Consider the following 22,018-nt stretch of genomic DNA (forward strand, 5'->3'; position numbering starts at 1 on the left):
ATATCTGTCCATCCGGACAGCAAGGGCAAGGCCTCGATGCAGGGCTGTTTTATCTGGCATCAGCCAGAGCCGCTTGCTCAGGTCAAAATAATGGCTGCGTGTGCGATTTGCTATGACATAACTCAAGAAAGATGATGCTCGCTTACTTTTTAAGCAGAAAAACCTGTTCCTGCTGCCATATACCTGTGCACTTAAGGCGATAGCCTGATCTGCTGGGCTATTTCGCCTGCCAGTTGCGTCGTGCCGCGACTCAGTGCCTCGATTAATGCCGGGTAGCCATCACCGCGTTGCATGGCCTGGATATCAAATGGCCGGCTTAAGCGCACCTTGCCTTTTTCATCCAGATAGCTGTAACGCCCGGTCAGTTGGGCGTAACCCTGATAGCTGCCATTGAACTGTTCGAATACAACCTGAATTTTGCCTGCGGGCGTGGCCGTAGCGGGTGGCTGTAATGCGGTCAATTGGCTGCTGAGCTGGCGGGCGAGTATTTTATCTGGCGCCTCCGCCCACTGGTGGTACTGCGCCAGACTGACTTGTACCGGGCTTTCGCGGTACACGATGCTGGAGCCGGACAGATAGTCGGGCAGTTTGACCTCCAGCGGGATGCTGGCGCGCAGGTCCGTCGTGGTGCCAGTAGCCGGGCTTTGTAACAGGTAATAGCTGACCTTGGGTGCACTGGCGCAGGCGCCAAGTGCCAGTAGCAAGGAGAGCAGGAGGGCGCGCTGCTTCATGGTCGGGCTCCCTTGGGGGTCGGGTCGGGGGTGCTGCGATCAAACAGCAGCGCATTCGGGCTTTCGTTCAAAGTTCGCACCACCGGTCGTGTTTCCTGTAGCAGTGCGCCCAGTGTGTTGAGTGTCTGACTGAGTTCGCTATAGGCGACCGAGCCTTTGGAGAAACCATCCAGCGTAGTGCCAAGCTTGGTCAGTGTCTGGCGCAATTCGGCCGGCAGCGCCTGGGCGTCCGGACTGGCGACCAGGCTGTTGAGCGACTGGGACAGCTTGCCAGCTTCGCTTGCCGCGATGCGGGTTTCATTCAGTGCGCCATTGGCGCTGTCCAGCGTTTGCTCAAGCTTGAGGGCATTGAGCTTGTCCAGCAGGGCGATGACCTTGTTTTCTATCTGCGACAGCCCGCCGCTATTGCTGGTCGGCAAAATCGGGTAACCACGGTAAGGCTTGGGTAGCGTGTTGAGGCGCTTGCCTGAGAAGTCGATGTCGATAAACAGCGCGCCGCTTAGCAAGTTGCCGGTCTTGAGCTTGGCGACCATGCCGTTCTGGATAGCCTGGTCGATGCGCTTTTGCCAGAAGGCTTGCGGGCGTTCGCCGGTTTCATCGTCAAAACGGCCGACTTCTATTTTCAGCAGTACCGGAATGGCGCGCTTGCCTGTCGCATTCGTGGCGAGAGCCGGGGTGAATAGCGGTACGGCGGCTACCGTGCCGATGCGGATGCCGCGATATTCGACGGGCGCGCCAATCTGCAAGCCGCGCACCGACTCATCGAACAGGGCGACAAAGGGAAGCTGCTGTTCGTAGTAAAGGTTGCTGGCGCTCTCTTCACTGGCGTATAGCGTGAACTTGCTCTGGTTGGCGACGCGATCGCCCAATTCGTGGCCAGATGGCACATCAAACGAGATGCCGCCACCTAGCAAGGTGGCGAGCGAGCCGACATTGACCGAAATGCCATTGGCCGACAGGTTGAAGCCGACGCCGCTGGTGAGCCAGAAACGCGAATTGGCGGTGACCAGCTGGTCGTAAGGGCGCTTGATAAATAGCTGGTAGCGCATTTCGCGTGCGGCGGTGTCGAATTCGGCCTTTTCGATGCGGCCGACTTCAAAGTGCTGGAATAGCACCGGATCTCCGACATTCAGCGTTTTGACGTCGCGGGCATTGAGTTGCAGGCGCAAGCCCGGTACATCCGGTGCGGTAATGGGCGGGGTGGCCAGTACCTTGAATTCGCGGCTAAGCTCGCCGCTTTTGCCGGGCTGGAACTTGATATAAACACCGGACAGCAGCGTGGACAAACCGCTGACGCCACCATTTTCTACCCGTGGGCGTACCACCCAGAACTGGCTGTCCTGAAACAGCAGTGGCGCAGCACTCTTGTCCAGCTGAGCCTTGATAATGACGGCGGTGTGGTCCGGTGCCAGGCTGACTTCGCTGACCTTGCCGATATTGACGTCGAGAATCTTGATCTGGGTCTTGCCGACCTCGATGCCTTCTGCAGAGGGCAGATGCAGGGTGATTTGCGGGCCCTGATTGCTCCAGGTGGTGTACACCATCCACAAGCCGGCGATCAGGGCAACGATGGGAACAATCCAGACCAGCGAGAGCTGGCGCAATTTGGCGACCCGGGCGATGGGCTGTTTGTTGTCCGCAGGTTCAGTCATGGGCGGGGTTTTCCTTGTTGACGCGTTTATCCCAGATCAGGCGGATATCGAAACTCATGGCGGCGAGCATGGTGAATACCACCACGCCGGTAAACGAGAGGGCGGCCACGCCGGGGTAGACCGACATGATCTTTCCCATGCGCACCAGTGCGACCAGAATGGCGACGACAAAAACGTCAACCATGGACCAGCGCCCTATCAGCTCGGTAACGCGGTAAAGCTGGGTGTAGCGGCGGGCACTGACGGTTTCACCTGCCCCTTTGCGTAGCTGGGCGGCAATGCATAGCAGGGATAGTGCGGCGAATTTGGCGATGGGCACCAGCACACTGGCGATAAAAATAATCAGTGCAATCGGGTAGGAGCCGATATTCCACATGATGACCACGCCTTCGAGGATGGTCGAGGCCTCGCTGCTGCGCAGGCTTTCGGTCAGCATGATGGGGTAGAGGTTGGCCGGGATATACAAGATAGCTGCAGTCAGTAGCAAGCCGACCGTCAGTTGCAGACTGTGCGGGCGGCGTGTGCTTAGGCGGTGCGCACAGCGCACGCAGCGGCGGGCGTCTTTTGGGTTGCGCTTGTCGCAAGCCGGGCAGCTTTGCTCGCCATCTGTCCAGGGCTGGGTCGGGTCGTCGCCATATAGTTGTGCCAGCTTGAAGTTCAGCCAGTGCTTGTCTACCAGTGAAGCAGTTTTGGTCAGCGACAGGCTGAACAGCAACAGGCTCCAGAAGGACAGGCCGAAATGGATTTCGGCCAGTGACGCCAGCTTGATCATGCTGACCAGAATGGCCAGCGCAAACACATCCACCATCATCCAGGGCCGGCTGGATGCCGCCAGCTGGGCGGCAGCGCGCAAGCCCGGCCAGCGTGCATTCAGGCGTAAGGCTAAATAGACATAGAAGGTTGCCGCCAGAAACAGGGCGGGGGTAAACAGCAGTACCAGCAGCAACAGATCGGCAATCAGTACAAAGTCTTCGTGAAACAGGATCTCGGCGCTGCTGAAAATAGTGATTTGCTGGTGTACGCCCTCGACAGTCATGCCCAGTAGCGGGAAGGCGAAACTCAGGCAAAGAAAAATCATCGCCGCCAGTGCGTAGGCCAGCGTGCTGTCGGTGGCATGCAAAGGGATGCGGCACAGTACATCGTTGCAGCGCGGGCAGCGAGCCAGCTGGCCAGCTTGTAGCGCGGGCAGGCCTAACTCTAGGTCGCAATGGGGGCATTGCATCGGATGTGCCGGCAGTGCCGCGTCTATGGGTAGCATGGGGTGGCTACCGTGAACGATGGGTAATGGGGCATCTGGAGGCATATCAAGATGGCGAATTATTCAATTTATGTATTCTAAGGCATGTGGCGCACCAGTGGCAGCGACGATTGCACAGCCATCCGGCGTAGAAACCGGCAGGTGAACCGTCATGGCAGGATGGCCGGGCGTGATTTTCTGCTTTGCAGCGTGCGTGATGGCCGTTACCATCGCTCACTTGATGAGTTTGTGTGGAGTTTGCATGTTGTCCCCGTCCCGCGTTCCCGCCTTGCGTTTTATTGCCAGCTGCAAACTGCCGACCCCATGGGGCGAATTTACCATGCATGGCTTCGAAGAAGCTTCCGGACAGGAGCATGTCGCGCTGACGCTGGGTGTGGTTGACGATGGTGCACCGGTGCTGGTGCGCCTGCATTCCGAATGTCTGACCGGAGATGCGCTGTTTTCGCTGCGTTGTGACTGCGGCTTCCAGCTGGAGGCTGCGCTGGACGCCATTGCCGAAGAAGGGCGCGGTGCTTTGCTCTATCTGCGCCAGGAAGGGCGCGGCATCGGCCTGATCAACAAAATCCGCGCTTATAAGCTGCAGGATGGGGGGGCCGATACGGTTGAGGCCAACGAGCAGCTGGGCTTTCCGGCCGATATGCGCGACTTCGGCATCGCTCGCGATATGTTGTCCGAGCTTGGCATCCACCAGGTGCGGGTGATGACCAATAATCCGCGCAAACTGGAGACGCTGAACCGTGTCGGCATCGCCGTGACCGAACATGTGCCGCTCAAAGTCGGGCGCAACAGCCATAACGACCATTACCTCAATACCAAGGCCGCCAAGCTGGGTCATCTGTTCTGAGGGAGTCGGGAATAGGGAATCGTGGTGTTGACGTGCTTGGGTAGGGTCGCCACACTTAAGCCCTGATCCCTGATCCCTGATCCCTGATCCCTGATCCCTGATCCCTGATCCCTGATCCCTGATCCCTGATCCCTGATCCCTGATCCCTGGTCCCTGATCCCTGATCCCTGATCCCTGATCCCTGATCCCTGATCCCTGATCCCTGATCCCTGATCCCTGATCCCTGATCCCTGATCCCTGATCCCTGATCCCTGATCCCTGATCCCTGATCCCTGATCCCTGATCCCTGATCCCTGATCCCTGATCCCTGATCCCTGATCCCTGATCCCTGATCCCTGATCCCTGATCCCTGATCCCTGATCCCTGATCCCTGATCCCTGATCCCTGATCCCTGATCCCTGATCCCTGATCCCTGATCCCTGATCCCTGATCCCTGATCCCTGATCCCTGATCCCTGATCCCTGATCCCTGATCCCTGATCCCTGATCCCTGGTTACGCCAGTTCCAGCGCGGTCAGTCCCTTTTCATCCAGCCGCAAATAGCCGCCGCGACCGTCGTGCCAGTCGGCAATCACCCAGCGCTCGCTATGGCGCGCCCCGTCGCTGATCGGGTAGCAGCCCGGCCTGTGGGTGTGGCCATGTATCAGTACTGGCCAGTCGTGCGCGGCCATCAACGCCAGCAATGCCTCCTCGGTCACATCACCGGCCTCGGTATAACCCTGTTCGCGTTTCATGCCCTCGCTCTGGCTGCGTGCCAAGCGGGCAATGGCATGGCGTTCGGCCAGGGTCTTGGCCAGTAGCGCCTTTTGCCACAATGGGTTGCGGCTCATTGCGCGGAACTGCTGGTAGGCGCTGTCGTCGCTGCACGCGGCATCACCGTGGCTGAGCAGGTAATGGCGGCCATGGACGGATAACAGGCTAGGGTCGGCCAGCAGCACAGCCCCGCTAGCTTGCTCAAAGCCGCGGCCCATTAAAAAGTCGCGGTTGCCGTGCATGACATAGAGCGGCGTGTGGCTGCTGAAGCGGCGCATGGCAGCCGTCATGCGGGTGTTGAAATCCGATGTGTCGTCATCCCCCACCCAGTATTCAAACAGATCGCCAAGAATATAGAGCGCATCGATCTGCCCGGCCCAATCTGTGAGCGTGCGTTCGAATAGCGTGGCAAGTTCAGGGACATCTTCGGACAGATGCAGGTCGGAAATGAAGTGGATGGGCATGAATGTGCGGTATCCGGGATGCGGGATCGGGGACCCGTCATAAAAAACGGGCAGCGGCCTATGCCATGGCTGCCCGACTGCATGGCTGCGGCATCCGGATACCCGATCCCGGATGCCGCTTTGACTTAGATGATCTCGGCCTTCTCGATCACGACGGCTTCTACCGGTACATCCTGATGACCGCCTTTGCGGCCGGTCTTGGTGCCTTTGATGCGGTCAACCACATCCTTGCCTTCCACGACCTTGCCGAATACGGCATAGCCCCAGCCATTGGACGTTTCGGACTGGAAGTTGAGGAAGTCGTTGTCAGCCACGTTGATGAAGAACTGGCTGGATGCCGAATGCGGTGCCGGGGTACGCGCCATGGCGATGGTGTAGTTCTGGTTCTTCAGGCCGTTATTGGCTTCGTTCTTGATATTGTCGCGTGTCGGCTTCTGCTCCATGTCGGCAGTAAAGCCGCCGCCCTGAATCATAAAACCGTTGATGACACGGTGGAAAATGGTGCCGTCGTAGTGGCCGTCTTTAACATACTGTTCAAAGTTGGCTGCAGTCACCGGTGCTTTTTCGCTATCCAGTTCCAGGACGATATCGCCGAAGTTGGTGGTCAGTTTGATCATGGTTTATGTCCTCGTTTGGGGTTTACTGCGCTGATTTGATAATGACTTTTTGGATGATGGTCGGCTCCATCGGCACATCCTGCATGCCGTCCTTGTAGCCGGTACGGCTCTTGGCGATGCGGTTGACGATGTCCATGCCTTTGCTCACTTTGCCGAATACGGCATAGCCCCAGCCTTGCGGGGTTTTGTTTTTGTGGTCGAGAAATTCATTGTCGGCCACATTGATGAAAAACTGGCTGCTGGCCGAATGCGGGTCGGATGTGCGTGCCATGGCGAGGGTGCCGATGCGGTTTTTCAGGCCGTTGTCGGCTTCATTGACTACGGTTGCCTTGGCCGGTTTTTGCGAGAGCGAACCGTCCTTGATCTCAAAGCCGCCGCCTTGCACCATAAAGCCGTCGATCACGCGATGGAACATCGTATTGTTGTACTGGCCGCTTTTGGCATAGGCCAGAAAGTTGGCGACGGTCTTGGGGGCTTTGGCTGCATCCAGCGTGACTTCGATCGTACCCTTATTGGTCACGAGATCCACCACCGGCGCGGCGAGGGTCAGGGCAGGCAGGGAACACAGCAGCAAAGAGGTAAGCAAGCGTTTCATGAGCAGTTCTCGTAACAGACGGGTTTTGCGAAACACGGATTCTAGCATAGCCATCATGCCCGCCCATCCCATCCTGAGTGTCGGCGTCTTGCTTGCCTTTCCTGATATCTTAATGGCATTTGCTATATGCCCACCTGAAGGATCCGGCGCAGCTGCCATGCTATATCGCGGTGCTGCTCAGTTGGGGTATTGCCCTGTTTGAATGACTGCAGGTGCCTGCCAGCCATATCGGTTTCAGCGTGCTGTCGCTGGAGCAACTCAAGATCACTCGGGAGGTGAGTTCGCTGACGGTCTTCATTCCTTTTGCCGTTTACTATATGAACCAGCCATTCACATGGGACTATGTCTGGGCTGCACTTCGCATGGTCGGGCCGGTGTATTTCATGTTTCGCCCCTGATTTTTGTATGCTTATGGGATTTTATTGCGCAGTTCGACTTGTTTTTGTAGTTTTCTAGCTGAATTTGCTTGTCTAAGTGCGCGGTCAGAGCTTAGACTCTGCGCTCTAAAAGCGACCACTATCCCGCTAATGGTATGGGTGGTGCGTGCGTACCAGACGAATTCAGACCACGGCCGCCTAAGCTGCCCGGAGACCCGCATGACCCGTTTTAAACAAACCTCATTGTTGATTGCCGCCTTGTTTGCCGCCGCGCCTGCGGTGCATGCCGCCGGCTTCCAGTTGTCCGAGCAGAGCATTGTCGGTCTGGGACGTGCCCATGCCGGTGCTGGCGTGGCCGGCGATGACTTGTCCGCCGTATTTTACAACCCGGCCGGTATGATGTTGCTGAACGGCACGCAAGTGCAGGGTGGCTTCACCTATGCCGAGATTGATGCGCCATTCGAGGGAACGACGACCAAAACGGGCAAGCGTTTCAGCGATAATGGCCGCGCCGGTGGCGAGGCGATTCCCAATGCCTTCTTCGTCAAGGAAATCAACGAGCGCACCCGTTTCGGTTTCGGTGTCACCGTGCCGTTCGGCCTGGGTTCCGGTTACGGCGAAAACTGGGATGGGCGCAACGAGGGCATCGAAGCCCATATCATGACCGTTGACCTGAATCCGTCGCTAGCCTACCAGTTGGATGACAAGTGGAGCATCGGTGCTGGCGTGTCGGCACAATATACCAAGGCCAACCTGAAAAAAGGTGCGCGAGGTGCTCCATCCAGCGTCAGTGGTGAAATTGAGGCCGATAGCTGGGACTACGGTTACAACCTGGGTCTGATGTACCAGTTCAATGCCGATAGCCGTGTTGGCCTGTCTTACCGTTCCAAGATTCAGCATGAGCCGGAGGGGGATTACACGGTGGAAGGCTTTCCTGAGGTGACGGGTTTGAATGGTGTTTATGGTGGCGCTAACAAGGTGACGACTCCCGAGTCCATCCTGTTGTCCGGCTATCACCGCGTTGACTCAAAGCTTGCGCTGACCGGCAGCTTGCGCTGGAGTAATTGGAGTCGTTACGACACTTTGACGACAGTGAACGATAGCGGGAAAGTGCCTGCTTCCATTATTGAAAACAATTGGAAAGCCAGCTGGTTTGCTTCGGTTGGTGCCGATTACAACTACAGCGACAAGCTGACCCTGCGCGGTGGTGTGGCCTATGAAACCAGTCCGGTACCGGATGCCGAACATCGCAGCCCGCTGATTCCAGATACCGACCGCGTGTGGCTGAGTCTGGGTGGCAGCTACAAGGTCGACAAGAATCTGACGCTGGATGCCGGTTATACCTATCTGATGGGTGTGGGTGATCGGGATATCAACGCTGCCGACTTCAAGGGCAGCTACAGCTCCATTACCGGCCACCTGATCGGTGTCGGCATGCAGTACCGCTTCTGATTGCACCCAGGCTTAAGGCTGGCAAATGTCAGCCTGTTTTATGCCTAGCTTGCAGAGCGGATCATTCCCGTTCTGCGCATCAGGTCGCATCGTGATAACACGCCGAAGCATCCGAAAAAAGGCCCTCCATAAGGAGGGCCTTTGCATGCAAGCCAGCATGCTGGCTTGTTCGGCGTGGCGGGGCAATCAGAACGCGAAGTGCTCGTCCTGCAAGCTCATCAGCGGCTTGGCGCCGGTTTTGATCTTGGCCTTGAGGCTTTCGACTTCAGGCAGGAGTTTGGCGTAGTAGAAGCGGGCCGTGGTGATCTTGGCGTTGTAGAACGCATCGTCGCCGCCGCCCAGCTTGCTGTACGCCACTTCCGCCATGCGTGCCCACAACCAGGCGTAGGTGATGTGGCCGATCAGGCGCAAGAAGTCGGTCGCTGCGGCGCCGGCTTCATCTTTATCCATCATCGACGCCATGCCGATGCCCATGGTGGTCTCACCAATTTCTTTCAGCAGTTTGGACAGTGGACCGACGAATTCGGCCAGTTGTGCATTGCCGGCATTGGCTTCGCAGAACTTGTGGATCTGCTTGGAGAATTTGCGCAGTTTGGCGCCTTGATCCAGCAATACCTTGCGGCCCAACAGGTCGATGGCCTGAATGCCGTTGGTGCCTTCATACAGTTGCGAGATGCGGCAATCGCGTACCAGCTGTTCCATCCCCCATTCGCGGATAAAGCCGTGGCCACCGAATACCTGCACGCCCATATTGGCCGCTTCGAAGCCGTTGTCGGTCATAAACGCCTTGGCCACCGGGGTGAGCAGGGCTACCAGATCTGCCGCGTCCTGACGCGCGTCGGCATCCGGATGCTTCTCTTCAATATCCAGTTGCAGCGCAAGCAGTGCGGTCAGGGCGCGGCCGGCTTCGGTGTACGCCTTTTGCGTCAGCAGCATGCGGCGCACGTCCGGGTGCACGATGATAGGATCTGCCGCCTTTTCCGGGAACTTGGCACCGGCTAGTGCGCGCATCTGCAGGCGCTCGCGGGCGTAGGTAAGTGCGCCCTGGAACGACGCTTCGCCTATGCCCAGACCCTGCATGCCGCAACCCAGACGAGCAGCATTCATCATGGTGAACATGCACGACAGGCCCTTGTTCGGCTCGCCGATCAGATAGCCCTTGGCATTGTCGAGGTTGATGACGGCGGTGGCGTTGGCCTTGATGCCCATCTTGTGTTCGAGTGCACCGCAGGCAACCGGGTTGCGGCTGCCGTCGGCGTGGAATTTCGGCACGATAAACAGCGAAATGCCCTTCACATCCTTAGGTGCGTCCGGCAGACGGGCCAGCACCAGATGGATGATGTTGTCCGACATGTCGTGTTCGCCGGCCGAGATGAAAATCTTGGTGCCGGTGATGCTGTAGCTGCCGTCACCGTTAGGTTCGGCTTTAGTCTTGAGCAGCCCCAGATCGGTGCCGCAATGCGGTTCGGTCAGGCACATGGTGCCGGTCCAGCTGCCGTCGACCAGATGCGGCAGATAGGTATCCTTCTGCTCGGGGGTGCCGTGCGCATGGATGGCGGCGTAGGCGCCGTGCGACAGGCCGGGGTACATGCTCCAGGCGACGTTGGCCGAGCACTGCATCTCCATGATAGGGAAGGCCAGCGTCTTGGGCATGCCCTGACCGCCATAGGCCGGGTCGCAGTCGAGGCCAGTGAAACCCAGCTCGCAGAACTGCTGGTAAGCTTGCTTGAAACCTGCCGGTGTCTTGACGCTATGGTCGGCGGCATTGAATTCGCAGCCTTCTTCATCGCCGCTACGATTGAGCGGTGCAATTTCGTTTTCGCAGAATTGGGCTGCGGCTTCCAGATAGGAAGCGAAGATGTCCTGAGTCGCATCTTCATAGCCCGGCAGTGTCGGGATAATGTCCTGAACCTTGATCAGTTCATTCAGGACGAAGTCGAGGTCACGCAGGGGGGCTTTGTAGGCTGGCATCAGGGAAATCTCCTTTTTGTGTTGCTACCGGGGCTGTCCGGGTTATATTTTGTCGTGCTGCCAGTATTTGCCAACAGCATTCAAACGTATGTTTAAATTACTTGCGCCGGTTTTGCAATCCCTGTGCCGATAATTTTTTATTTTCGATGTGCGTCAGTGCGGATGAATAGCTAAAAGTGCGACATTTTTTGCATAAATATATGCCGGATCGGGATATGGTGTTCGCCAACCGCTATTTGCGGCCACTGGCGCCCTGGCTGGACAGACCGGCTTACTGGAGCTGGAACCGGCGCAAGGTTGCGCTGGCTTTTGCTGTCGGTTTGTTCTCCGGCTTGATGCCGGGGCCGACGCAAATGCTGGCAGCGGCGTTGCTGGCGCTCGTGCTGCGGGTCAATCTGCCGGTGGCACTGGCGACGACCTTGTATACCAATCCCTTTACCTATCTGCCGCTGTACTGGCTGGCCTATGAGTACGGGCGTTTTTTGCTTGATGTCAACGGCGCGGAGAGTATGAGTACTCCTCCTCCTGAGTTGCATAATCTGGATTTCGCATCGTGGTTGCACGCTTTTATTTTGTGGTGCCAATCACTTGGTCTGCCCTTGCTTTTGGGCGTGCCGGCACTGGGCTTGACCCTTGCCGTGACCGGCTATTTGCTGGTTCGCCTGGCATGGCGGGCCTATCTGGTTTTTCAGCTCAAAAAAAGAAGGCGCAAGCGTGGATCTCACTGAACAACAACTTTCCAGTACACAGGTGTATCAGGGTCATTTTCTTAAGGTAAGCCGTGACAGTGTCCGTTTGCCGGATGGCAAAACAGCGACACGCGAATATATCCAGCACCCCGGTGCGGTCGCCATTCTGGCGTTGAACCAGGCTGGGGAGCTGATTCTTGAGCGGCAGTACCGTTACCCTTTGGGGCGCTCTTTTATCGAGATTCCCGCCGGCAAGATGGATGCGGATGAAAGCCATGCCGACACGGCCAGACGCGAGTTATGGGAGGAGACCGGCTATACGGCTGAGCACTGGTCATTGCTGGGCTCGGCCTACCCGTGTATCGGCTATTCAAATGAGGTGATCCACTATTATCTGGCAGAAGGTCTGCAGCAGAACGAGCGGCAACTGGATGACGGGGAGTTTATCGAGGTGCTCGCTTTGCCTCTGGACGAGGTACTGGCTATGGCAGGAGATGGCCGCATCAGCGACAGCAAAAGCATTGTAGGTTTGAGTTTTTTGCGTGCCCGTCTGGCGGCGCGATACCAAGATGAACCCGGCTGACCCGCGCATAGACAGGCGTGGCGCACGCCGGATTCAGATGGGCTGCAAGGCCAGGCTGAAAGTGCTGATCAGTGGTGAGCTGTTTTACGGTGAATGTATCGAGCTTTCCGTGCGGGGCTTATCGGTGCGTACTGCGTTTGTGCCGCAGTTTGGCGAAAGTGTCGAGATTGTGCTGATGGTGGCGGGTATGGGGGCATTACCCGCGGCGCCTTTGTACCTTGTGGCCGAGGTGCGCCGTTGCAACGAGGTGGTGCCGGGCCATTTGTACGATATCGGCTTTGCCATTGTCGGACGCAAGGCTTGTTCTGCATGAAATGGCGTGGTGACTTCAACCCAATCGACCGGCATTGTGCCGGTTTTTTGTTGCAATTTTTTTGCTTTAACTGCGCTCTCTCGCTATACCCAAAAAAACAGCAAACAATATGAAACAGACACTCTAGATGCAAGGGGGATGCGGTTGCATGGCGCATTCGTGTGCCTCCCTGCAAACAGCAAGGAGTAGCGCCATGTCCGCAGATATCTTCAGCCACTATGCTGCCCGTTACGACAAAAGCCGGGAAGAGGAATACACCATTCAGGAGTTTCTGGCCTTGTGCAAACGCGAGCCTGGTACTTATGCCACGGCGGCCGAGCGCATGCTGCAGGCCATAGGCGAGCCTGAACTGGTTGACACCCGTCACGATGCCCGCTTGTCACGCATTTTTTCCAACAAGATGATCAAGGTTTATCCCGCCTTCCGTGATTTTTACGGCATGGAGGAGGTGATCGAGCAGGTGGTGTCCTACTTCCGTCATGCGGCACAAGGTCTGGAAGAGAAAAAGCAGATTCTCTATTTGCTGGGGCCGGTGGGCGGCGGGAAAAGCTCGATTGCCGAGCAGCTCAAGTCGCTGATGCAGGATGTACCGTTTTATGCCATCAAGGGCAGCCCGATTAACGAGTCGCCGCTGGGTCTGTTCAATGTCGAGGAAGACGGTGCCTTGCTTGAGGAAGAGTTCGGCATTCCGCGCCGCTACCTTAAAACCATCCCCAGCCCATGGGCTGTCAAGCGCCTGCATGAGTTTGGCGGGGATATCGAGCAGTTCCGCGTGGTCAAGCGCTACCCGTCCGTACTCAAGCAGGTCGCAGTGGCCAAGACCGAGCCTGGCGATGAGAACAATCAGGATATTTCGTCACTGGTGGGCAAGGTCGATATCCGCAAGCTGGAAAAATATGCGCAGGATGATCCGGACGCGTACAGCTTCTCCGGCGGCCTGTGTCTGGCCAACCAGGGCTTGCTCGAGTTTGTCGAAATGTTCAAGGCGCCGATCAAGGTATTGCATCCTTTGCTGACCGCGACACAAGAGGGCAATTACAAGGGCACCGAAGGCTTTGGCGCGATTCCGTTCGAAGGCATTATTCTGGCGCACTCCAACGAGTCCGAGTGGAAACAGTTCAAGAACAATAAAAACAACGAAGCCTTTCTGGACCGTATTTACATTGTCAAAGTGCCTTACTGCTTGCGTGTCTCGGACGAAGTGAAGATTTACGACAAGCTTATCGTCAACTCTTCGCTGGGTTCTGCGCCTTGTGCCCCCGGAACGCTGAAGATGATGGCGCAATTCGCGGTGCTGTCGCGCCTGAAGGAGCCGGAAAATTCCAGCCTGTTCAGCAAGATGCTGGTGTATGACGGCGACAGCCTGAAGGATACCGACCCCAAGGCCAAGAGCCAGCAGGAGTACCGCGATTATGCCGGGGTCGATGAAGGCATGAACGGGCTGTCGACACGCTTCGCCTACAAGATTCTGTCCAAGGTGTTCAACTTCGATCATGCTGAAGTGGCGGCCAATCCGGTGCATCTGTTGTATGTGCTGGAGCAGCAGGTCGAACGCGAGCAGTTTCCGCCCGAGACCGAGCAGCGCTATCTGACTTTCCTCAAGGAATATCTGGCACCCAAGTATGTCGAGTTTATCGGCAAGGAGATCCAGACAGCTTATCTGGAGAGCTATTCCGAGTACGGGCAGAATATTTTTGACCGCTATGTCACGTTCGCCGACTACTGGATACAGGATCAGGAATTCCGAGATCAGGATACCGGCGAAATTTTCGATCGTGCCTCGCTCAATGCCGAGCTTGAGAAGATAGAAAAGCCGGCGGGGATTTCCAATCCCAAGGATTTCCGCAACGAGATTGTCAACTTCGTCCTGCGTGCCCGGGCCAATAACCATGGCAAAAATCCGGCCTGGACCAGTTACGAGAAGCTGCGCACGGTCATAGAGAAGAAAATGTTCTCTAACACCGAGGAGCTATTGCCGGTGATTTCGTTTAATGCCAAAGCCAGCGTCGAGGACTCGAAGAAGCACGAGGATTTTGTCAATCGCATGGTGGAGAAAGGCTATACCCCGAAACAGGTACGCTTGTTGTGCGAATGGTATTTGCGCGTACGCAAGTCGTCCTGAACGGATAAGGCCGGGTTGCCCTTGCAGGCAGCCCGGACCCCTTGAGCCGAAGGGAGACCAGCATGGCCAATATCATAGATCGCCGTTTGAATGGTAAGAACAAGTCTGCAGTGAACCGCGAGCGTTTTTTGCGCCGTTTCAAAGGGCAGATAAAAGATGCGGTAGCCAAGGCCATCAAGGGTCGAAGCATTACCGATATCGAGAGTGGCGAAACCATCTCCATTCCGGTGAAGGATATTTCCGAACCGGCGTTTCGTCATGGCAAGGGCGGGGTGTGGGAGCCTGTCCATCCGGGTAACCAGGAGTTTGTCAAAGGTGACCGCCTGCCGCGCCCGCAAGGCGGCGGTGGGGGCGGTAGCGGTTCGGGCAAGGCCAGCCAGGATGGGGAGGGCGAGGATGCTTTCGCCTTCGAGCTGTCGCGCGAAGAGTTCATGAATGTGTTTTTTGATGATCTGGCGCTGCCCAATCTGGTCAAGACCCAGCTTACCGGTATCACCGAAATGAAGACGGTGCGTGCCGGTTTTACCAATGACGGTACGCCGGCCAATATCAATATCGTGCGCTCTTTGCGTGGTGCGCTATCGCGGCGTATTGCCATGGCCGCGCCCACGCTGACAGAACTGGACGAGTCGGAGGAAGAGCTGGACGAGCTGATGGAGTCCGGCATGGAGGCAGATCTGGATATGCGCGAGCGCCGGCGTCGCATCCATATGTTGCGCGAGAAGCTGGCGGCCATCCCGTTTATCGACCCGTTCGATTTGCGCTACAACAATCGCGTCAAGCAGCCGACGCCCTCCAGTCAGGCGGTGATGTTTTGCCTGATGGATGTGTCCGGTTCGATGGATGAGCAGAAAAAAGACATGGCCAAGCGCTTTTTCATCCTGCTTTATCTTTTTTTGCAGCGCACCTACGACAAGATAGAGCTGGTGTTTATCCGCCACCACACCAGTGCGGTTGAAGTGAACGAGCATGATTTCTTTCACTCGCGCGAGTCGGGCGGCACGGTGGTGTCGTCGGCGCTGAACCTGATGAAAGAGGTGGTGCAAAAACGCTATGCGGGTAGTGAGTGGAATATCTATGCCGCTCAGGCGTCCGATGGTGATAACTGGGACAGCGACTCGGCCAACTGCGCCCGCATTCTTGAGACGGCTCTGATTCCGGTGTGCCAGTACTATGCCTATATCGAGATCACCGAAGGTGAGCCGCAGAATTTGTGGTACGAGTATCTGAAGGTCAAGGACGCGCACAAGCACTTTGCCATGCAAAAAATACGCTCGGCCGCTGATATCTATCCGGTGTTCCGCGAGCTGTTCAAGAAACAGCAGGGGGTGAGCAAATGATACCGATTTCCACCGGGTCCGAATGGACTTTTGATCTGATCGCCGAATACGATGCGGCCATTCGCGAAGTCGCGGTCGATGAGTTCAAGCTGGATGTTTACCCGATACAGCTAGAAGTCATTACGGCCGAGCAGATGATGGATGCCTACTCGTCGGTCGGCATGCCAGTGAATTACCATCACTGGAGCTTCGGCAAGCATTTTGTGGCGACCGAGAAAAGCTATAAACGCGGCCAGATGGGTCTGGCGTATGAAATCGTGATCAATTCCAGCCCTTGTATCGCCTATCTGATGGAGGAAAATTCGGCCACCATGCAGGCGCTGGTGATTGCCCATGCCGCCTATGGCCATAATTCGTTTTTCAAGGGGAATTATCTGTTTCGCGCCTGGACCGATGCCTCGGATATTGTCGACTACCTGATGTTTGCCAAGCAATATATCGGCCAGTGTGAAGAGCGCTACGGCATCAGTGCGGTGGAGGAGTTGCTCGACTCGTGTCATGCGCTGATGAACTATGGCGTCGACCGTTACAAGCGTCCGGAAAAATTGTCGCTGGCGCAGGAGAAAGCGCGGCAGACCGAGCGCGAGCAATATCTGCAGACCCAGGTAAACGATTTGTGGCGCACGATCCCCAAGCGCGAGCGTGATGCTGGCGCGCATGCCGCACAACGATTTCCGTCTGAGCCGCAGGAAAATCTGCTGTATTTCATCGAGAAGGCGGCACCCCTGCTTGAGCCGTGGCAGCGCGAGATTGTGCGTATCGTGCGCAAGATTGCCCAGTATTTCTATCCGCAGCGCCAGACACAGGTCATGAACGAGGGTTGGGCGACCTTCTGGCACTACACCATCCTCACCCGCCTGTACGATAAGGGATTGGTGACAGATGGCTTTATGATGGAATTCCTGCAAAGCCATACCAATGTGGTGGCACAACCGCCGGTGACCTCAAACTGGTATAGCGGCATTAATCCTTACGCCTTGGGTTTTGCCATGTTCCAGGATATCCGGCGTATTTGCGAAGCGCCGACGGATGAAGACAGGGCCTGGTTTCCCGATATTGCCGGCACGCCTTGGCGCGATACGCTGGAATTCGCCATGAAGAACTTCAAGGACGAGAGTTTTATTTCACAGTACCTGTCGCCCAAGCTGATACGCGACTTCCATTTTTTTGCGCTGCGGGATGACGACAGGGATGACAAGCTGGAGATTTCGGCCATCCATGACGAGGAGGGCTATCGCAAGGTACGCGAGCTATTGGCGGATCAGTACAATCTGGGCTCGCGTGAGCCGAATATCCAGGTGTGGTCGGTCAATATGCGCAAGGATCGTTGCCTGACTCTGCGTCATACCATGCATAACCGGCGCCCGCTGGACAGGGGCAGCGCATGCGAGGTGCTCAAGCATATTGCCCGCTTGTGGGGCTTTGATGTCAGGCTGGAGAGCGTGGATACCGACGGTAGCGTGCGTGAGCACTTTGAAATCAAGGCGCCGGCCGAGACGATGGCGTATTGAGTCAGACAACAAGACCCTGCCCCGCATACCAGTGGGGCAGGGTCTTGTTTTGCTTAACGCAGGGCCAAAACATCCTGCATGTCGAACAGGCCATGCGGCTTGTCTTGCAGCCAGCGGGCAGCACGTACGGCGCCGCCGGCAAAAGTGGCGCGACTGGAGGCTTTGTGCGTGATTTCAACGCGTTCGCCCAGCGCAGCAAACAAGGCAGTATGGTCACCCACGATATCGCCGCCACGCACGGTCGCAAAGCCTATGGTGCCGGGGTCGCGCTCGCCGGTTACGCCTTCACGTCCGTACACGGCGCAGCTTTTAAGGTCACGCCCCAATGCATCGGCAATGACTTCGCCCATGCGTAATGCGGTACCGGATGGTGCGTCGACCTTGTGGCGGTGGTGCGCCTCGATGATTTCGATGTCGTAGCCGTCATCCAGTACCCGCGCCGCCATATCCAGCAGCTTGAAAGTCAGGTTGACCCCCACGCTGAAGTTGGCGGCAAACACGATGGCGATGTGTTCGCCGGCATCGCGGATGGCCGCCTTGCCCGCTTCGTCAAAGCCGGTGGTGCCGATAATCATGTCGACCTTGGCCGCGATGCAGGCCTGCATATGCTGCAGCGTGCCTTCGGGGCGGGTGAAGTCGATCAGGATGTCTGCACCAGTTAGTGCGGCTTCCAGATCGCTGGAGATGGCAACGCCGGTATGCTGGCCGATAAAAAGGCCGGCATCCTGTCCGATAAAGCCGGAGTCCTCACGCTCGAGAGCGGCATGCAGGCGAGTGGCAGGCGTGGCAAGAATGGATTCGATCAGCGCGCGACCCATGCGGCCGCCCGCACCCACGATAACAATATTCTGTGGCTGCATCATGCGTTCAGTTCTTGGAAGGGATAATAGGGGCGGGCACATAGTTGTCAGGCAGGCCTTGACCTTCAACCGATACAACGCTGTCCGCATTGAAAATTACGGTGACCAGACGCTCTTCTGCCGGCTTGCCCTGGCGCTCGAGGACGTATTTGTAATCCCAGCGGTTAGCGTGAAACGGGTCTGCCAGCAAGGGCGTACCCAGCAAGAAGCGAACCTGGTTGCGGGTCATGCCGGGCTTGACCTTCAGCACCGATGCCTCGCTTACCTCATTGCCTTGCTCGATCACCATGCGGTGCGGGGTGAACCAGTTGATAGGGTTCATGCTGCTGCAGCCTGCCACAAACAGCAGTGCCGGAATCATCAGGATTTTGTTCATCGTGCTCATACCGGGCAAACCGGGTTGGGTAAACTATTAAAAGGCTTTATGATACAGAATCACGCCAACAAGTTATAACACGATGAATAAAGCCAGTCACCTCAAGGATATCGGGCTTAAGGCTACCGGTCCGCGCCTCAAGATTCTTGAACTGTTCGAGAGCAGTACGCTGCGCCACTTGTCAGCCGAGGATGTCTATAAAAAAATGCTGACCGAGGAGGTCGATATCGGCCTTGCTACCATTTACCGCGTACTGACCCAGTTCGAGCAGGCGGGCATTCTGGTTCGTCATCATTTCGAGTCGGGCAAAGCCGTCTATGAACTCAATCAGGGCGGTCATCACGACCATATGGTATGCATGCGTTGCGGCAAGGTGACCGAGTTCTTCGAACCCAAGATTGAAAGCCTGCAGGATCGCATTGCCGAGAAGCACGGCTTTGCCATTCAGGATCATGCGCTTTATCTGTATGGTGAGTGTGCCGAGTGCCAGAAAGCCGATGGTAGCAAGCCTGCATGATTCCCTGGCTCGGTACTGCGCTTGAGTTTCCAGCCGTGGACAAGGCGCTGACTGAGCCGGACGGGCTGCTGGCGGCGGGAGGGGATTTGTCGCTGGCGCGCCTGTCCCTTGCCTATAGCCGCGGTATTTTTCCATGGTTTAGTGCAGGGCAGCCTATTCTTTGGTGGTCGCCTGCGCCGCGCATGGTGTTGTTTTCTGCAGAGCTGAAAGTCAGCCGGAGCTTGGAGAAGACGCTGCGCAATGGTGTTTACCGGGTGAGCTGCGATCAAGACTTTGACGGCGTAATGCAGGCCTGTGCCCAAAGCCCGCGTCCCGGTCAGGATGGAACCTGGATTTCACCGCAGATGGTGGATGCGTATTGCCGTCTGCATGCGGCTGGTGTGGCGCATTCGTTCGAGGTGTGGATGGAGGGTGAGCTGGCTGGTGGTTTGTACGGTGTCGCCTTGGGGCGGATGTTTTTTGGCGAGTCGATGTTTCATCGTCGTACCGATGCGTCCAAGATCGCTTTTGTCCATATGGTGCGCCATCTGGCAGCGCATGGCTTCAGTATGATCGACTGTCAGGTGTATACGCCGCATCTGGCCAGCTTGGGCGGGCGGCTGATTGCACGGGAGACTTTTTGTGGCGAAATTCAGGCTTTGACCGTGCAGTGTCAGCCTGAGCAGTTATGGGGTTATCAGTACAGCAATGAGCCAGCGCGATCCTAACGAGGCCGTCGTTCACTTCTATGCCACCGGCGTCTATCCCTGCAGCTATGTCGATGGGCGTACTGCGCGTTCGCAAGTGGCGATTCCGGTCGAGCTGATAAATGCCACGGTTTACAGCCAATTGGTCCGCTTGGGATTTCGCCGTAGCGGCCACTACACCTACCGGCCTGTCTGCGATGCCTGTGATGCGTGCAAGCCGGTGCGGCTATGCGTTGCTGCATTCAAAGCCGACAGGTCGCAACGCCGTGCTCTGCGCCGCCATGCCGATCTGGAGGTGAATATCCTGCCTTTGACTTTTCGCGACGAGCATTTCCAGCTGTACCGGCGTTATCAGGCCAGTCGCCACGCAGGTGGCGGGATGAGCGAGGATGGTTCGCAGCAATACAGCGAATTCATTCTGAAAAGCAGGGTGGAGAGTGTGCTGGTCGAGTTTAGCTGCCAGGGGGTGCTGAAAATGGTCAGCCTGGTCGACAAACTGGATGACGGTTTGTCAGCGGCTTATACCTTCTTCGAGCCAGACGAGGCGGGCACGAGTTATGGCTGCTACAGCATACTTTGGCAGCGCGAATGGGCGCTCAGGCTGGGCTTGCCCTATCTGTATCTGGGCTACTGGATAGAGGATTGCCGCAAGATGGAGTACAAATCTCGCTACCAGCCGCTGGAGCGGCTGGATAATGGGGTATGGCGGACATTTTAACTGAAGCAAGGGGGTGAAAGACCCCCTTGGGTAGGTTGTACCGTTTTAAAGCGGCACCACGCGCATGGTGCCGTTGCCGCTGAGTATGCGCACCCGTTGGCCCGGGCTTAGCGGAATATCCGCATCCTGTACGATGGAAACCATACGCCCGTCCCGGTCCAGTCTTACGGTCAGCTCCAGTGCATTTTTGGTGCCCAGTCCTTGCTGTGCCGATTGCGACAGTAAACCACCCAGCATCGCGCCACCAATGGCACCTAGCGCCGAGCCGCGACCCTGACCTATGCTGCTGCCGGCTACGCCGCCCAGTGCAGTGCCACCAAGCGTGAGCAACTGGTTCTGCTCGCCTTCGACCTTGACGTTCTGTACCGAAACAATCTGACCGAATTCGACCACTTGCGGCTGTTGCAGCTGACCACGCTTGTACACAACAGCCGAGTCCGAAGGGGTGCTGCAGCCGGTGGCCAACAGGACTGCGCTTATTGCGCTGGCCAGTAATAAGCCTTTTTTCATTTCATTTCCTTTTCTATTGTGTTCATGCCGCCTTGGCGCTTTTATGCCTGCTTGAGCTTGGCAATTGCGCTGGCGCTCTGTGCAATCAAGTCGGGGCCGCGGTAAATCAGGCCGGAGTAGAGTTGCACTAGGCTGGCGCCGGCCCGGATTTTCTCTGCCGCATCGTCACCAGAGAGGATGCCGCCTACTCCTATGATAGGCAGCGCGCCATCCAGTGTCTGAGCCAGTGTGCGGATGACTTCGGTTGAACGGGCAGTTACCGGCGCGCCGGAGAGGCCGCCCGCTTCGCCGGCATGGACGTGGCCGGCGACCGCATCGCGGGACAAGGTGGTATTGGTGGCGATGACGGCATCGACTTCGTGTTGCATCAACAGGCGGGCAATGTCGCGTACGGCGTCGGTATCGAGATCGGGCGCAATTTTGACGGCAAACGGCACATAACGGCCATGTTTGTCGCTTAGCATGCTTTGGCGAGCCTTGAGCGCCGCGATCAGCTGTGCCAGCTCATCACCCTGCTGCAATTGGCGCAGGTTTTTGGTGTTGGGTGAGGAAATATTGACGGCGATGTAGCTGGCGCAGGGGTAAACCTTGTCCATGCACTCGAGATAGTCATCCGTGGCGCGCTCTATCGGTGTGCTGGCGTTTTTACCGATATTGATGCCCAGTACGCCCTGAAAGCGGCTTTCCTGTACGTTGCGTACCAGATTGTCTACGCCCAGATTATTGAAGCCCATGCGGTTGATAATGGCCTGGTGCTCTGGCAGGCGGAACAGGCGTGGCTTGGGGTTTCCTTGTTGCGGGCGCGGGGTCACCGTGCCGATTTCAATAAAACCGAAGCCCAACTCGGCCAGTGCATCAATATGCTCGCCATCCTTGTCCAGTCCTGCCGCCAGGCCTACCGGATTGGGAAAGGTCAACCCCATGACTTTGACTGGCGTTCGCGGGATGGACTTGCCCATCAGGCTGCTCAGTTGCAACTGGTACGCCTTGTCCAGCAGTTTCAGGGTCAGCTGATGTGCGGCCTCGGGGTCAAGGCGAAACAAGAGCGGGCGTAGCAGTGGATAAAGCATCAGAAACTCC

The 22,018-nt window shown here is 56.9% G+C and carries 23 protein-coding genes; 12 read left to right on the forward strand and 11 right to left on the reverse strand.

The window, feature by feature from the left end; genetic code table 11:
* Window positions 1–191: 191 nt before the first annotated feature.
* Genes GQF02_RS04990 through GQF02_RS05000 form a run of 3 tightly spaced genes read right to left on the reverse strand, consistent with a single transcriptional unit; the run spans window position 192 to window position 3,605 of the window.
* A complete protein-coding gene (locus GQF02_RS04990) occupies window positions 192–731 on the reverse strand; it encodes a PqiC family protein (protein ID WP_160795302.1) in 540 nt (179 codons plus the stop codon).
* The gene (gene pqiB / locus GQF02_RS04995) at window positions 728–2,383 is read right to left on the reverse strand and encodes an intermembrane transport protein PqiB (protein WP_160795304.1); all 1,656 of its coding nucleotides are present in this window, start codon (window positions 2,381–2,383) and stop codon (window positions 728–730) included. Before pqiB ends, GQF02_RS04990 begins: the two co-directional genes overlap by 4 nt.
* Entirely contained in the window at window positions 2,376–3,605 is a 1,230-nt protein-coding gene (locus tag GQF02_RS05000) for a paraquat-inducible protein A (RefSeq protein ID WP_235930056.1), read from the reverse strand. Before GQF02_RS05000 ends, pqiB begins: the two co-directional genes overlap by 8 nt.
* A 277-nt stretch (window positions 3,606–3,882) precedes the next feature.
* Here GQF02_RS05000 and ribA point away from each other — a divergent pair, with 277 nt between their 5' ends.
* Complete coding sequence (gene ribA, locus GQF02_RS05005; protein ID WP_124735276.1) at window positions 3,883–4,485, forward strand: GTP cyclohydrolase II; 603 nt, start codon at window positions 3,883–3,885, stop codon at window positions 4,483–4,485.
* A 493-nt stretch (window positions 4,486–4,978) separates the two neighbouring features.
* Here the strand turns inward: ribA and GQF02_RS05010 are convergent, their stop codons facing one another.
* The 3 genes from GQF02_RS05010 to GQF02_RS05020 all read right to left on the reverse strand — a co-directional run bounded on the left by GQF02_RS05010 (window position 4,979) and on the right by GQF02_RS05020 (window position 6,913).
* Window positions 4,979–5,701, reverse strand: a complete 723-nt coding sequence (locus tag GQF02_RS05010; RefSeq protein WP_160795308.1) for a UDP-2,3-diacylglucosamine diphosphatase — start codon at window positions 5,699–5,701, stop codon at window positions 4,979–4,981.
* Between the two features lie 125 nt (window positions 5,702–5,826).
* A complete protein-coding gene (locus GQF02_RS05015) occupies window positions 5,827–6,318 on the reverse strand; it encodes a peptidylprolyl isomerase (protein ID WP_160795310.1) in 492 nt (163 codons plus the stop codon).
* A gap of 22 nt (window positions 6,319–6,340) precedes the next feature.
* Window positions 6,341–6,913 (reverse strand): peptidylprolyl isomerase, encoded by a 573-nt coding sequence (locus GQF02_RS05020; protein WP_220789342.1) that lies wholly within the window; start codon window positions 6,911–6,913, stop codon window positions 6,341–6,343.
* A 212-nt stretch (window positions 6,914–7,125) separates the two neighbouring features.
* Here GQF02_RS05020 and GQF02_RS15910 point away from each other — a divergent pair, with 212 nt between their 5' ends.
* Complete coding sequence (locus GQF02_RS15910) at window positions 7,126–7,311, forward strand: DMT family protein (RefSeq protein WP_328698591.1); 186 nt, start codon at window positions 7,126–7,128, stop codon at window positions 7,309–7,311.
* Between the two features lie 198 nt (window positions 7,312–7,509).
* Window positions 7,510–8,742: an OmpP1/FadL family transporter gene (locus GQF02_RS05030; protein WP_160795312.1), complete on the forward strand. Its 1,233-nt coding sequence runs from the start codon at window positions 7,510–7,512 to the stop codon at window positions 8,740–8,742.
* 186 nt (window positions 8,743–8,928) lie between these two features.
* Here the strand turns inward: GQF02_RS05030 and GQF02_RS05035 are convergent, their stop codons facing one another.
* Window positions 8,929–10,713, reverse strand: a complete 1,785-nt coding sequence (locus GQF02_RS05035; protein ID WP_160795314.1) for an acyl-CoA dehydrogenase C-terminal domain-containing protein — start codon at window positions 10,711–10,713, stop codon at window positions 8,929–8,931.
* A 215-nt stretch (window positions 10,714–10,928) separates the two neighbouring features.
* Between GQF02_RS05035 and GQF02_RS05040 the strand changes: the two genes are divergently transcribed.
* The 6 genes from GQF02_RS05040 (at window position 10,929) to GQF02_RS05065 (ending at window position 17,271) form a co-directional block, all read left to right on the forward strand.
* The gene (locus GQF02_RS05040; RefSeq protein ID WP_235930057.1) at window positions 10,929–11,441 is read left to right on the forward strand and encodes a DUF2062 domain-containing protein; all 513 of its coding nucleotides are present in this window, start codon (window positions 10,929–10,931) and stop codon (window positions 11,439–11,441) included.
* Window positions 11,428–11,985, forward strand: coding sequence for an NUDIX domain-containing protein (locus GQF02_RS05045; protein ID WP_160795316.1), 558 nt, complete (start codon window positions 11,428–11,430; stop codon window positions 11,983–11,985). Before GQF02_RS05040 ends, GQF02_RS05045 begins: the two co-directional genes overlap by 14 nt.
* On the forward strand, window positions 11,972–12,298 hold the full coding sequence (locus GQF02_RS05050) for a PilZ domain-containing protein (RefSeq protein ID WP_124735269.1): 327 nt from the start codon (window positions 11,972–11,974) through the stop codon (window positions 12,296–12,298). The genes GQF02_RS05045 and GQF02_RS05050 overlap by 14 nt, the downstream gene beginning before the upstream one ends.
* A 193-nt stretch (window positions 12,299–12,491) precedes the next feature.
* Window positions 12,492–14,420 (forward strand): PrkA family serine protein kinase, encoded by a 1,929-nt coding sequence (locus GQF02_RS05055; protein ID WP_124735268.1) that lies wholly within the window; start codon window positions 12,492–12,494, stop codon window positions 14,418–14,420.
* Window positions 14,421–14,482: 62 nt separating this feature from the next.
* On the forward strand, window positions 14,483–15,760 hold the full coding sequence (locus tag GQF02_RS05060; RefSeq protein WP_124735267.1) for a YeaH/YhbH family protein: 1,278 nt from the start codon (window positions 14,483–14,485) through the stop codon (window positions 15,758–15,760).
* Window positions 15,757–17,271, forward strand: a complete 1,515-nt coding sequence (locus tag GQF02_RS05065; protein ID WP_124735266.1) for a SpoVR family protein — start codon at window positions 15,757–15,759, stop codon at window positions 17,269–17,271. The genes GQF02_RS05060 and GQF02_RS05065 overlap by 4 nt, the downstream gene beginning before the upstream one ends.
* Before the next feature lie 53 nt (window positions 17,272–17,324).
* On the opposite strand, the gene dapB is transcribed toward GQF02_RS05065, so the two are convergent.
* Together dapB and GQF02_RS05075 are read right to left on the reverse strand one after the other, a co-directional pair.
* A complete protein-coding gene (gene dapB, locus GQF02_RS05070; protein WP_124735365.1) occupies window positions 17,325–18,131 on the reverse strand; it encodes a 4-hydroxy-tetrahydrodipicolinate reductase in 807 nt (268 codons plus the stop codon).
* Window positions 18,132–18,138: 7 nt separating this feature from the next.
* Window positions 18,139–18,507, reverse strand: a complete 369-nt coding sequence (locus GQF02_RS05075; RefSeq protein WP_160795318.1) for an outer membrane protein assembly factor BamE — start codon at window positions 18,505–18,507, stop codon at window positions 18,139–18,141.
* 82 nt (window positions 18,508–18,589) lie between these two features.
* Between GQF02_RS05075 and fur the strand changes: the two genes are divergently transcribed.
* The 3 genes from fur to GQF02_RS05090 are packed head-to-tail and all read left to right on the forward strand — an operon-like array spanning window position 18,590 to window position 20,428.
* Window positions 18,590–19,024, forward strand: a complete 435-nt coding sequence (gene fur / locus GQF02_RS05080; protein WP_124735264.1) for a ferric iron uptake transcriptional regulator — start codon at window positions 18,590–18,592, stop codon at window positions 19,022–19,024.
* A complete protein-coding gene (gene aat, locus GQF02_RS05085) occupies window positions 19,021–19,731 on the forward strand; it encodes a leucyl/phenylalanyl-tRNA--protein transferase (RefSeq protein ID WP_160795320.1) in 711 nt (236 codons plus the stop codon). Before fur ends, aat begins: the two co-directional genes overlap by 4 nt.
* Complete coding sequence (locus tag GQF02_RS05090) at window positions 19,712–20,428, forward strand: arginyltransferase (RefSeq protein ID WP_124735262.1); 717 nt, start codon at window positions 19,712–19,714, stop codon at window positions 20,426–20,428. Before aat ends, GQF02_RS05090 begins: the two co-directional genes overlap by 20 nt.
* Window positions 20,429–20,473: 45 nt before the next feature.
* Here GQF02_RS05090 and GQF02_RS05095 read toward each other — a convergent pair whose 3' ends face one another.
* On the reverse strand, window positions 20,474–20,938 hold the full coding sequence (locus tag GQF02_RS05095) for an outer membrane lipoprotein (RefSeq protein WP_124735261.1): 465 nt from the start codon (window positions 20,936–20,938) through the stop codon (window positions 20,474–20,476).
* Between the two features lie 41 nt (window positions 20,939–20,979).
* On the reverse strand, window positions 20,980–22,008 hold the full coding sequence (locus GQF02_RS05100; RefSeq protein ID WP_160795322.1) for a quinone-dependent dihydroorotate dehydrogenase: 1,029 nt from the start codon (window positions 22,006–22,008) through the stop codon (window positions 20,980–20,982).
* Window positions 22,009–22,018: the final 10 nt, after the last annotated feature.

Origin of the sequence: Craterilacuibacter sinensis (assembly GCF_009831765.1) — a bacterium.
GTDB lineage: Bacteria > Pseudomonadota > Gammaproteobacteria > Burkholderiales > Chromobacteriaceae > Craterilacuibacter > Craterilacuibacter sinensis.